A 12,994-nucleotide genomic window follows, 5' to 3' on the forward strand; every position below is an offset into this window, starting at 1 on the left:
TCTTGCATCAAGACGAAAAACCTCTTTCATTGTTTGTGGAGAACTCCAATGATACCTGATTTTTTCGTCTTGGTGTTTTTATTTTGGAATTTTATTGAAAGTGGCTAACTTGATTATAAAATTCGCCGGTTTATTACTTTAGTCAAATTTGTGAATAAAGTTGTTATAATTTATACGTTAAGGAAATTAACGGCGGGAAGGAATATATATTATGGTATCGAAGAAGAAATTTATGACTAGTGTTGCTACTTCATTAGCAATCGCTAGTATCGGTTTAACGACTGTTGGACAAGTGGCTCCAGCAATTGGACCGCACGTTCAGGTGGCTCAAGCTGCTACTTCAGCAATCAACAACTATATAACTAACAACAATATCAAACCAGTTTCAATTACTAACCAAGAAGGAACTTTCAACATTTGGCAAGGTTATGAAAATGGTGTCGGTAAGCCAGAAGGGGTCGTCATTCACGAAACAGCTACGCCAGGGGCCACAGCTCAAAATGAAGCAACTTACTTCAACCGTGAATGGTCAAACATGTACTCATACGTTCACGCTTTTGTTGACGCTAATGAAATTTTGAATATCAAGAACACTGACTATGCAGTTTGGGGTGCTGGTCCTACAGCCAATGCTAAATTTGTTCAAGTCGAATTGTGCGAAGTTTCAACAACTGACGCATTCGCTAGATCAGTTGCTAACCAAGCTTATTACACAGCTTCAAAATTAGTTCAATATAACTTGCCATTTACACCAGGTGTAACAGTTATGTCCCACAATGATGTCTCAAGAAAATGGGGCGAAACGACTCACACTGATCCCGTTGGCTACTTCGCTAAATGGGGTTACAGCATGGATCAATTCTATGACCTTGTAAGCAAGTATTATAACCAACTAAAGGGAACTACAAATAGTGGTAGTGAAAACAACAACAACACTGCTAACGAAGGCAGTTCAGATATTGCAAATACAAATGTTATCAAAGTAAGCAATTCTAAAGGTAGTTATGTTCCTTTAGTAGCTTTCCAAAATGATGGCAGCACAAAGAACATTACAAACCGTGCTTTAGCTAACAACTCACCTTGGTATACTGACCAATTCAAGGTTTCAAACGATGGCGTTACATACCGTCGTGTTGCTACTAACGAATGGGTCGATAACAACTACGTAGTTGGATAAATAATTTTTATAAAGTATTATTAAAGACTCGCTGAAAAGCGGGCCTTTTTTTGCTATCATTATTCAATAATAGGAAGGTTTTGAGTTGTATAATTGACGTTGAAAAGGGGCAATGTTAGCTGATATGGTAAAAAAATTCTATGTAATTTTAAGCATGTTATGTCTTTTCGCCGTGGTATTAGTTGGTTGCAAGCAAAAAGAAACTTCCAAAATCGTCAGTTCTAATAAAACCTGGTATTTATATCAGGATCAGGGTGAAAACGATACAGTTTCAATCAGTTCGTAAAAGATCAACGAGCCAAAGTTAAAGATATCACGACCATTGACGGCAAAGTGGGAATCAGCCGCTTCAATAGCCACTTTAACGACCCTAAATATGTTTTGAATCGCGACGGCAAGACTATCACCATTCAAACAGCTAAACAGGATTTAGTCCTGAAAATCATTAAGAAATACCATGAGAATGTTTATGGCAAACATATGAAGGGGTATTATGTTGAATTTGGCAACGACACATATAAATTTGCGTATCTGACTAAGCGAGATAAGAAGAGCAATCTCTCCAAGTCGCAAAAGAAGAAATCGCAGTCGATTGCTTATAGCCAAATGCCCGACCATATAATCGATACACAAAATTCAGCTAAGCCGATAACTGATGATTCATTGATTGGCAACTTTGATTTTTCAACGATTATTGATTATCGCAGGACTGATGGGAATTTAGCTATCAATCAAGATGGGACTTATCAGATGACCTTGACGCAACATTCAGCCCAAAAGCTGTCTGATAAAACTGATAGTAAGGTCGTCATGACTACCTTAGTTGAATCGGGCCAAGTTCAAAGTTTATACGGCAAGATGTATCTGACTCCGCAAAATCTCTTGACCATCGACTACTATTACCATGGGCAAAACCAAGACCGACTTTTGCCAAAGAGCGTCAACTTGAAGGTCAATTCTAAAGCGACTGGCAATCAAATCAGTCAAGCTAAATTAAGGATTGAAGAGGATTCTAACCAATTATATTTGTATTCGAGCGACTACACTGTTCGGGTTCAAGATGGGCAAAAGAATACTAAGGCTAACTTGTTGACCAAGTCTAATAATACGCAAACGGACTTAAAAGATGCGATTAAGCAGACGAAAGCTTATTATGATAGTTACAAGGGCAATCCGATATCTTCAAATGCTGATTTGATGCAATTAGTGGGGGCTATTTCAGATAATCATCATCAGAAGGTCGCAAATATTGGCGTCAATTTTGGGGAATTGTACGGGACCAATATTCAACCATCCGATTACCAAGGATTTAGCGTTAGTGGCAGTAAGCAGCCATTGATGCAATATCTCTTCTTAGTTTCTCCTTCGGCTTATTCGGAAAATGGCCCTACGGTTAAAACAACTAAAGGAAAATTTTTAATATACGGTTCACTAGACAATAAATTGTTCTTATTAAAGCAGCCGGATAAAGATTCGACAACTGTGACTTGGACACTGGTGAAAAACTTTTCACTGACGGTGCCTAAATTGAAATTCAGCTTGAATTAAGCTTTGGAGGGGAATATGAATTTTTTATTGATGATCGTAGTTACGGTAGTTGAAGCGATAATTATCTATAAAATCAGATTTGTATATAGTCGCAAACCGATTTTAGCAATCATTTTATCGAGTTCGACTATTTTTATCTTCTACTTCATGGCTAAAATGACAATCAATAAGTACGTTCGAGCTTATACGTTTGCTTTTGCGACGATTAACTTGATATTTTTGATTATCATGTTGGTTTATATGTGGCAGATGAATCGTGACTTTAAGAGGTTAAAAGCAGTTAAAGAAACTGACTTTTTATTAGTTTTAGGCAACCGCTGTTTAGGCAGAAGGATTCAGCCAATCTTGATGGGGAGGCTTGATAAAGCCATCGAACTCTATAGTGATTTCCAAAAAAAGCCCTTGATAATTGTCAGCGGCGGCAAGAGTTCGACTAGCGATTACACTGAAGCGCAATTGATGCAAGAGTATCTGATTGAAAATGGGATTCCTGAGGATAAAATTGTTTTGGAAGACCAATCTGTCAACACGATTCAAAATTTGGAATATTCTTCAATAAGAATTCGTCAAAATTTGTCAAAAGATACGCGACCAAGGGTTATTATAGTAACAAGCGATTATCATATTCCACGTACTAAATTGCATATCAAAAAACTTGGCATCAAGGTTCAATTTGCGGCCAAAAAAACAGTCAGCATGTTGAAGTGGCCTGCTATGTTTCGCGAGTTCACGGCAATTATTTGGTACAATCGCTACACTTTAGCGACGGTTTTTGGAATGGATATATTATTTTCGTTAAGTATGTGTATGTAAGGAGATTTTATGAGTTTGTATGATAGATTCGTCAACAACAAACGTCTAAGAAGATTCATCCTACTAGTTATCGTCATCGCTTTGTTTTATATCTTTAGAAGCATGATGAGCATGTTCTTATTGACGTTTACTTTTACCTTTTTATCAGTTCAGTTAGTGCGAGCTGTGCAAAAGAAGTTTCCCAAAATTAAGTCTGTTTGGGTGATAGCACCAGTTTATTTGATAATCATCGCCTTATTGGTCTTTGTGATTGCTAATTATGTGCCACAACTGATCAATCAAACAGCCAAGATGTTTAGCTCCTTGCAAAAGTTTTATGAGAGTAAGGAAGTTCGTTCCAATCCGTATTTTGATATCATTTATGATTATTTGCAACAGATCAATTTAGATAATCAAATCAAGGTTGCTATCACGCAAGTGGTTAACTACATTAGTAGCGTTGGTGCAATTGGTTTTAATATCGTTATCTCATTTCTATTGAGTTTCTTCTATACCAGTCAAATCGATCAGATGAATGCCTTTGGTCGTCAATTTTTAGACAGCAAGTACAGTTGGGTCTTTTCTGATTTGTATTATTGCGGCAAGAAGTTCGTTAATACTTTCGGAGTCGTTTTAGAAGCTCAACTGATGATTGCGGTCGTTAATACGGCTTTAACAACGATTACTTTAGTCTTTATGAAAATGCCAGGCGTGATTGCTTTAGCTGCCATGGTCTTCATTTTGTCTTTGATACCGGTAGCAGGGGTAATTATTTCGCTAGTTCCTTTGAGTTTTATCGCTTATTCAGTCGGTGGCATCCGTTATGTTATCTATATCGTCATCATGATTATTGTGATTCATTTGATTGAGACTTATTTCTTGAATCCACAATTCATGTCCAGCATGACGCATTTGCCAATCTTCTTTACCTTCGTTGTGTTGATTGTGTCAGAGGAACTCCTGGGTACTTGGGGTCTAGTTATTGGGATTCCTATCTTTGTTTTCTTCCTCGAAATTTTAGGCGTTCACTCAATTGGCAAGCCGAAAAAGCACAGATTAAAGTTAAAGAAAACGTTATAATTGAGTCTGAATACCTTTTGTCATATATAATGAAGTTAAATGCAGTCAACTGACGTAGATGGGAGATTAAAATATGTCATTTTTCGATAGAAAAAAGAAAGATAACGATGATAATTATTCTGATCTAAGCAATTCTTCATATCAAAATCCGCAACCGGTTCAAAATAATTTTGATCAAGCTCAAAATCAATATAACGATGCGTCTTCGGGGATGGGAACTCAATTTGCTCCTAATGATGACTTTAATAACGACGCTAATAATGATAATAACGACGGGTATTACTTTGGCCAAAATCAACCACAACAAACGCCAATGAATGAAAGCGGACAGTGGCAATACACTGAACAAGATTTGCAAAACGCTCTGGATCAAAGCGCCGATTTGAAATCACGCTTACGGAGCCAATTGTTAGCTGACCGCTCTTATTGCAACCACGTTTTGCGTAACGTAAGCAGCGACCAAGTTGATGAACGAAAGCAAGCAACAGACCGCATCAAAGAAGTCAACGCTTCTTTGAAAGATTGGTTTGGAACTGACGAAATGGCTAATGAGATTTATATGGATAACAGCCGCGTTTATTATATTTTCGCCGATGACCTGCCAAGTGAACCCGATCACGAAAAGAGCGCTATGTGGCAACAATTGAGCATGACTCTGGCTGAAAAAGGCTTAGTCGGTAACGCCATATCGGTCACTTATAACGACCAAATCGACCAAACTTGGATGGATTACCAAAATGCTGGTTTAGTTGATGGCAATGCCTTCTTGTTGAACATGTACAATGAATTGCAAGGACGTAACTTGAATACGCCTGTCACGCCAGCTGAAATACCTTTTGATGCTGATTATCGAGTTCAACATGTCAGCGATAAAGTAGATAAAATTTTAGATGCCAATGACAAATTAGTCATGGAAGTTTCGAGAAGCTCCAACCATCAATTGCAGATTATTCGTCACTATAAAGATACGAAATTATTGAGTCGCGATATTTTCGATTTCAATGGAGTTATTTCAGCAACTCAGTTTTATGACCATCGAAATGCCAATAAAGTGGTTCGAGAGAACTTCTATCGCCAAGATGGTACACTTGTCTTGATTAAGAGTTACACCTCTGACGAGCCTTATATTCAGCTCTTTAGCGAAGGCAATGTCTTGATGAGCACATTTGATAGCGATGAAGATTTAATCGTTTGGTGGTTAAAGAATCAAGCTCTCAAACAAGGCGATTCAACTGTCTTCGTTTCAATCAATTCTGAATACTACAAGAAATTGTTGAGTTTGCGCGACAGTGGCGTCGAAGTTATTCCAATCGTCATGAAACAAAGCGAAAATGCGCAAGAGGTTTCTGATTTGATTGAAGGCAAAGATAAAATCAGCGCAGTAATGGCAGGGTCTGACCAGGTCAATACTTATTTGAACAAGAATTCAAAAAATACGCTGGATATCACAACCTTAAAAGAAATGGATACACCAATTTATAAAGAATAATGATGGGAGTTTAGGATAAAATAGTTTAGCCTGAACTCTTTTTTTGATAAAAATGAAAAGTATTTTGATTTTCGGAGTTTTCCTGTAAATTAGGGTTTGCTCTCTTTTTTTTATTGACGATATCGTGTAAAATATACACTGTTAAAGAAATGAAAAGAGGATCATATAAATGGCAAAATTAGTTTTCATTCGTCACGGACAAAGTGAATGGAATTTATCAAACCAATTTACTGGTTGGGTTGATGTTGACCTTAGTGAAGAAGGTGTAAAGCAAGCTCAAAATGCTGGTAAACTTCTTAAAGAATCTGGCATCCAATTTGACCAAGCTTACACTTCAGTATTGACACGTGCTATCAAGACATTGCACTATGCTCTTGAAGGCTGTGACCAATTATGGATTCCTGAAATGAAGACATGGAGACTTAACGAACGTCACTATGGCGCACTTCAAGGTCTTAACAAAGCTGAAACAGCTGAAAAATACGGTGATGAACAAGTTCACATCTGGAGACGTTCATACGATACATTACCTCCACTATTGAAAGCTACTGATGAAGGTTCAGCAGCCAAGGATCGTCGTTACGCAAACCTTGACCCAAGAATCATTCCTGGTGGTGAAAACCTTAAAGTTACTTTGGAACGTGTAATTCCTTTCTGGGAAGATGAAATTGCTCCTAAGTTGCTTGATGGCAAGAACGTAATCATCGCTGCCCACGGTAACTCATTACGTGCTTTGACTAAGTACATCGAAAACATTTCAGATGACGATATCATGAATCTTGAAATGGCTACTGGTGAACCAGTTGTTTATGACATGGACGACAAGTTGAACGTTGTAAGCAAGAAGAAGCTTAACTAATTTTTGATTAGTTGATTTTAAAAATACGACTAGACACATTTTTGATGTGGATGGTCGTATTTTTTTTACGTAATTTTTTATGAAGTTAGATTAAATAAAAGTTTATTTAATTTGATAAATGTGCATTGATGTGTATAATCGAATTTGAAAAGAGAATAAGTTCATGCCGATGAAACCTAGGGAATTAATTAGAGTTTTAATGCAAAATGGATTTATAGAAAAATCGCAACGTGGTTCACATTTAAAAATGTATAATCCATTTACGAATGTTACTGTTCTAATTCCGATTCATGCTAGAGAAATGAAAAAGGGAACAGAAAATGCAATTTTAAAGCAAGCTGGTCTCAAATAATTGTCTAAGAGGTATATTATGAAAAATAATAAGAATACTTTAGTTTATCCGGTAATTTTACATCCAGAAGATTCAGGATATAGTGTTGAAATACCTGATATTGATCATGGTACTTGGACTCAAGGTGAAAATATGAAGGATGCTTTGATGATGGCTCAAGATGCTGTTGGTCTTATGTTAGAAGATGAGACTGATTATCCTAAAGCTACTCCTTTAGAAGATATCGTCATTAAAAAAGATGAAATTAAGACGATTGTTTATTTGAACTTGGAAGAATATCGACGTAACAATCCTAAAACAGTTCGTAAAAATGTTACGGTTCCTGAATATTTAGTAGTCTTGGGTAAAAAGAAAAATATTAACTTTTCAGCTGTTTTAACGGAGGCTTTAAAGAACAAATTAGATGAATAAATTCGACTTCACTTTTGGTAGTGAGGTCATTTTTTTGTATAATTATAGGAGTTTACAAAATTGAGGTGTAAGAATGTTACGAGCTTTAAAGAAGACAACTCGCTTTTTCGTCTATGAAGTTATTGTTTTAGGTGTCATTTATGATGCGATGATTGTTTTTCAAGTTATGACGAAAAATATTAGTGGAATGGCTGTCTTGATAGGATTATTGGCACTTTATTTAATTCAATTTTTCTATTTTTATCATCAAAAATAAATCATTTAATCAATTATTCTTGAAGTGTGATGGGGATTGAGCTTATTATTATAAGTATGATTTATTAATGAAAGGTAGTCTTGTATTTTATGAAAGGTAAACACAATATACTGACGTTGTTTGCCACTAGTTTTATGTCTTTCATGCAATTGCTTGATGCGAGTATCGTTAATGTGGCGATTCCCAGTTTGACCAAGGATTTACATGTTCCCATGAACCGTGCTGAATGGATCGTGTCAGTCTATCTAATCATGATTTGTATGTTGCTGCTCTTTTGGGGAAGAATGGCAGACCAGATTGGATACATCAAAATTTTTCAAACAGGAACAATTTTCTTTACTTTGGGTTCATTTATTTGTGCTTTGAGTCCATCGTTATATTTGCTGTTGTTTGGTCGTATCATTCAAGGTATTGGTGCCAGCATGAGTATGGCTACTAATATCGGTATCATCGCAATGATTTTTCCCATGAGTCAACGAGGACGAGCTTATGGAATCAACAGTATCATTGCTCAATTAGGAAATATTTCTGGACCTGGATTGGGGGGCTTGATTTTAGGAGTCTTGTCTTGGCACTGGATTTTTATTATTAATATTCCAATTGGAATTATTGTTTATATTTATGGACGTTTCATGTTTCCTAAGGATAAGAAACGGACTTTGGAAATTGCCTATGATTGGCCTGGCTTAGTAACTTATGCCATAGCGATTGCGACCTTCTTTGTCAGCATCTATATGGGACAAGATATTGGCTTCAGTAACCGCAACGTCATCGTTACATTTGTCGTCAGTCTGATTGTTTGGCTGGTGTTCTTCTACATTGAAGAACATACTGAGAGTCCGTTGATCAATTTGCATATCTTCAAAATTCCAAGATTGACCTTGAGCCTAGTCAGTGCTCTGTTAGTCTTTTCAATCGGATATTACGCCAACGTTATCATGCCGTTTTATCTAACTGATTTCAGGTCATTGAGTACGTCGTTTACTGGTCTAATTATGATGGCAATACCGTTTGCTAACGTGATAGCAGCACCAATTGCGGGATACTTCACTGATAAATATAACGCCGCTACGGTTTCAATCGTTAACTTGTTTGTCTATGCTGTGCCATTGATTTTCCTAGTTTGGTTCTCTGGACATGTCAGCTTAGTTATTTTCACTATTATGTTGTTGTTGCTGGGAATCGGTAATGGAGGATTCCAAAATAATCCAATGATTATGGGATATGCTCCACAAGAATACCAAGGAATTGCCGGCAGTTTGGCAGCCTTATTTAGAAATTTAGGAATGGGTATTGGGGTCAGTTTGGCCACAACTAGTTTGTACTATGGAATGAGTGTCCAATCACACCACCAAGTAAACTATTACCCTCAAAATCACCCAAGTTGGTTTTTAAGTGGTATGCACTTCGCTTACTTTACAGCACTGGTCTTGTTGATAGTTTCAGTGATTTTAGTTTATATGATTATTAGAATTAATCGAAAAGAAACACGACAAAAAGCTGAACAAAAACGTGCATAAATTGTTGTTAGTCATTTGTACACATGCTATACTTTAGTTGCAAAAAAATGAACATCATCAAAACACCAAAACCCGAAGCAAGTGGGCCTTGCTTCGGGTTTTATAGTGGGCTAGAATTGCCTTTTTATTTTATTTGCGGTGTCTGCGTCGTAGCCAATCTGCGAACCAAGCGGTTATCAAGCCGACCGCAAGTGAACAAAAAAACGAACTCATCTTAACACCCCCAATCAAAGAAATAAATTGGTAAGGCAACGTCAGGAGTATATCATTTTTTGCATGAATCAAGATATCAAAAATAAACGAAATATCCCCATAAATTAACTTAGATAACAGTTAATCTATAGGGATATTTTCTTACTCTTCAATTGCTGGTTCTAACTCAAATAATGAGGCAGTATTTTGAAAGATATGCTTGGCAGTATCAGATTTGTTCATTGTATAAAGATGAATTCCGGGAACGTCATTGGTGACTAGATCAACGATTTGGTCAACAGCATAGGCAATTCCAGCTTCTTTTAGCGAGACTGGTTTGTCTTGATACTTGTCGAGAATATCGGTGAACTTTTTGGGCAAATGAGCGGAACAATTTTTGATTACGTGTAAAGCTTGCTTTCGATTAACGATGGGCATGATACCGGCGAGGATAGGCACGTTGATATTAGCAATTTCACATTCTTCTTGGAACCGATAAAATTGCTCATTGTCATAAAACAATTGTGTGATTAGTTGGTTGCAGCCGGCGTCTACTTTGTCTTTCAAATGCTTGATATCGTCAACTCGATTTTTTGACTCAGGGTGAACTTCAGGATAGCAAGCTCCAGTGACAGTGAAATCAGGCTTTTTACTCTTGATGAATTTGGTCAAGTCACTGGCATATTTAAAGTCAGTTTCAGGACGAAAGCCATCGACGATATCGCCACGTAAGGCTAGAACTTGATGAATGTTCATCTTCTCGAGCCGATTTAAAATTGAACTGACATCTTCTTTAGTCACATAGGCAGCGGGCATGTGGACCATCGTGTGGCAGTGCAATTTATCTTTGACATATTTGGCGAGATCAATGGTCGTTTCTTCGTAATTTAACTTATGGTTGCTGGCGGTGACACTGATAAAACTGGGATTCAAACCTTTTAATTGATCCAAAGTATCAGTCAGATTTTCTACACCAACTTGTGAATTAGGTGGGAAAACTTCAAACGAAAGCGTTGGAGCATGATTATTTTCTACCATGAATCGACAACTCCTCTCGTACTTCTTGAGCGGCTGTAGTGAGATTCTCCAAACTGGCTCTAGTTTCTTTAATGCCACGAGTTTTGAGACCACAATCGGGATTAATCCAAACTTTTTGTTCGGGAACCTTTTCTAAAATTTTATGAATTGTGGTTTTGATTTCATCGACGGAAGGGATTCGTGGCGAGTGGATGTCGTAAACGCCGGGTCCAACTTGGAGTTTGAAGTGTTCTTTTTGCAAAGCATCGAGAATTTCCAAATTGGAACGGGAAGCCTCAAACGAAATCACGTCGGCGTCCATATTTTGAATTGCGGGAATAATATCGGTGAATTCGGAATAGCACATGTGGGTGTGAATTTGCGTCGTTGGTTTAACCTTGCTGTGAACAAGGCGAAAGGCAGGGATAGCCCAATCTAGATATTGTGAATACCAGTCAGTTTTGCGAAGTGGTAGTTTTTCACGTAACGCCGCTTCATCGATTTGGATAATTTTAATACCATTCTTTTCAAGATCGAGTACCTCATCTTGAATGGCAAGGGCAATCTGAATCGTGGATTCCTTCATGGAAATATCCTCACGTGGAAACGACCAGTTCAAAATCGTGACTGGACCTGTCAGCATACCCTTAACGATTTTTTCAGTTTGGCTTTGAGCATAAGTCGACCACTTAACAGTAATAGGGTGATTTCTCGCAACATCTCCCCAGATAATAGGAGGTTTAACGCCACGAGTCCCGTAAGATTGAACCCAGCCGTTCTTGCTGAAAAGATAACCATCGAGATTTTGTCCGAAATATTCGACCATGTCGTTGCGTTCAAATTCACCGTGAACCAGGACATCTAAGCCAATATCTTCTTGCCATTTCAACCATTCATCGATGTGATTGGCGATAAATGTATCATATTAAGTTTGAGAGATTTCATGGTGTCTAAATTGAGCTCGCGTCTTTTTGACTTCCTTAGTTTGAGGAAATGATCCAATCGTCGTAGTTGGTAAAAGTGGCAAATCGAATTCTTGTTTTTGAATAACAGCACGTTCTTCAAGGCTAGGGTGTCTGACAAATGAGTCAGCGGTCAACTTGTCGATTCGTTCATGAACAGCAGGATTAGCTTTAACTCGAGTTTTTTCAAAGAGTTGTTTGTTTTTAATTTCAGCTTCTTGACCATTGCCATTTAAAATAACTTCTAAGTCGTCGAGTTCAGTCAATTTTTCTTTAGCAAAAGCAAAGTGTTGCTTGATTTCTGGGGCAAAGTCTTCATTTTCAACTGAATAAGGGACGTGTAATAGGGAACATGAAGTTGAGATGACTAAATTTTTGACCGGTAGTCGTTTTAATAAGTCGGTCGTTTCTTCATAGTGATTGCGCCAAATATTTTTCCCATTAACGACGCCGGCGAAGAGAACTTTATCATCAGGAAAGCCTGATTCAACCAGTTCTTCAGTTTTACGCCCCTCGTGAAAGTCCAACCCGATTCCGTCAATTGGAAGGGTGGTCAAGTCAGAATAGACATCACGCACATCGCCAAAGTAAGTTTGAATCAAGACTTTTAAACCGGCTTTGTTGGTTAAGAGTTTTTGATAGATATTTTCGAAGAGCTCTTTATTGGCACCGGTTACATCTTTAACAAGCTCAGGTTCGTCAAGTTGAATCCAAGTAGCTCCTTTCTTAGATAGTTTTTCAAAGACTTCTTGATAAGCAGATACCAAATCATCAACGAAATCTTTTGGTTCTACGTCGTGAAATTCACTCAAAGAAAGCAAGGTAAAGGGTCCAATAATAACTGGACGAGTGTTAATGTCGTTGTCTTTAGCTTCTTGATATTCGTCAAAAATTTTAGTGTCGGTTAGTTTTATTTGGGTTTCTTTAGTAAATTGTGGAACTAAATAGTGGTAGTTGGTGTTGAACCATTTTTTCATGGGCAGGGCTTTAATGTCGCCTTCTTCTCCTTGATAGCCTCTTGCTAAGGCGAAGTATCGGTCGAGTGGTGACAGATTAATTTGCTTAACATTTTCGGGGATAATGTCGAAGAGGTAAGCTGCATCTAATGTCGTATCAAAAAAAGAAAAGTCGTTGCTAGGAATGCCATCGATACCAGCATCTTTAATCAATTGCCAGTGTTTTAAACGTAAATCTTTAGCAAAGTCTTTTAATTCTTTTTCAGTGATTTCGTCTCGCCAATATTTTTCAGTCTGATATTTAAGTTCACGATTTTCGCCGATTCTGGGAAAACCAATAATTGAAGTGGTCATATATAAGTCCCCTTTGTGGTAGTATTTGT

At 37.4% G+C, this 12,994-nt stretch carries 12 protein-coding genes and 1 pseudogene; 11 read left to right on the top strand and 2 right to left on the bottom strand.

Going from position 1 to position 12,994, the window contains the following annotated elements; all coding sequences use genetic code 11:
• Positions 1-211 precede the first annotated feature (211 nt).
• The 11 genes from FHL06_RS07700 to FHL06_RS07750 all read left to right on the top strand — a co-directional run bounded on the left by FHL06_RS07700 (position 212) and on the right by FHL06_RS07750 (position 9,484).
• Positions 212-1,177: a peptidoglycan recognition protein family protein gene (locus FHL06_RS07700; protein WP_153385651.1), complete on the top strand. Its 966-nt coding sequence runs from the start codon at positions 212-214 to the stop codon at positions 1,175-1,177.
• A gap of 124 nt (positions 1,178-1,301) precedes the next feature.
• Positions 1,302-1,463 carry a hypothetical protein gene (locus tag FHL06_RS07705; RefSeq protein ID WP_153385652.1) on the top strand — a complete coding sequence of 54 codons (162 nt, stop codon included), beginning with the start codon at positions 1,302-1,304 and terminating at the stop codon, positions 1,461-1,463.
• A 47-nt stretch (positions 1,464-1,510) separates the two neighbouring features.
• Positions 1,511-2,725, top strand: a complete 1,215-nt coding sequence (locus FHL06_RS07710) for a hypothetical protein (protein ID WP_153385653.1) — start codon at positions 1,511-1,513, stop codon at positions 2,723-2,725.
• Between the two features lie 15 nt (positions 2,726-2,740).
• Complete coding sequence (locus FHL06_RS07715; RefSeq protein ID WP_153385654.1) at positions 2,741-3,538, top strand: YdcF family protein; 798 nt, start codon at positions 2,741-2,743, stop codon at positions 3,536-3,538.
• 9 nt (positions 3,539-3,547) lie between these two features.
• Positions 3,548-4,597, top strand: a complete 1,050-nt coding sequence (locus FHL06_RS07720; protein WP_153385655.1) for an AI-2E family transporter — start codon at positions 3,548-3,550, stop codon at positions 4,595-4,597.
• A gap of 73 nt (positions 4,598-4,670) precedes the next feature.
• Positions 4,671-6,086, top strand: a complete 1,416-nt coding sequence (locus tag FHL06_RS07725) for a hypothetical protein (RefSeq protein ID WP_153385656.1) — start codon at positions 4,671-4,673, stop codon at positions 6,084-6,086.
• A gap of 169 nt (positions 6,087-6,255) precedes the next feature.
• Positions 6,256-6,945 (top strand): 2,3-diphosphoglycerate-dependent phosphoglycerate mutase, encoded by a 690-nt coding sequence (locus tag FHL06_RS07730; RefSeq protein WP_153385657.1) that lies wholly within the window; start codon positions 6,256-6,258, stop codon positions 6,943-6,945.
• A gap of 163 nt (positions 6,946-7,108) precedes the next feature.
• Positions 7,109-7,297, top strand: coding sequence for a type II toxin-antitoxin system HicA family toxin (locus FHL06_RS07735; protein WP_153385658.1), 189 nt, complete (start codon positions 7,109-7,111; stop codon positions 7,295-7,297).
• 18 nt (positions 7,298-7,315) lie between these two features.
• On the top strand, positions 7,316-7,708 hold the full coding sequence (locus FHL06_RS07740) for a type II toxin-antitoxin system HicB family antitoxin (RefSeq protein ID WP_153385659.1): 393 nt from the start codon (positions 7,316-7,318) through the stop codon (positions 7,706-7,708).
• A gap of 73 nt (positions 7,709-7,781) precedes the next feature.
• Positions 7,782-7,964, top strand: coding sequence for a hypothetical protein (locus tag FHL06_RS07745; RefSeq protein WP_153385660.1), 183 nt, complete (start codon positions 7,782-7,784; stop codon positions 7,962-7,964).
• Positions 7,965-8,053: 89 nt separating this feature from the next.
• Positions 8,054-9,484, top strand: coding sequence for an MFS transporter (locus FHL06_RS07750; protein WP_153385661.1), 1,431 nt, complete (start codon positions 8,054-8,056; stop codon positions 9,482-9,484).
• A 354-nt stretch (positions 9,485-9,838) separates the two neighbouring features.
• Here FHL06_RS07750 and metF read toward each other — a convergent pair whose 3' ends face one another.
• Positions 9,839-10,714 carry a methylenetetrahydrofolate reductase [NAD(P)H] gene (gene metF / locus FHL06_RS07755; RefSeq protein WP_153385662.1) on the bottom strand — a complete coding sequence of 292 codons (876 nt, stop codon included), beginning with the start codon at positions 10,712-10,714 and terminating at the stop codon, positions 9,839-9,841.
• Positions 10,701-12,965 (bottom strand): annotated as a pseudogene (gene metE / locus FHL06_RS07760) (5-methyltetrahydropteroyltriglutamate--homocysteine S-methyltransferase). Before metE ends, metF begins: the two are co-directional and overlap by 14 nt.
• Between the last annotated feature and the right edge of the window lie 29 nt (positions 12,966-12,994).

The organism is Companilactobacillus halodurans (assembly GCF_009600985.1).
Taxonomy (GTDB): Bacteria; Bacillota; Bacilli; order Lactobacillales; family Lactobacillaceae; genus Companilactobacillus; species Companilactobacillus halodurans.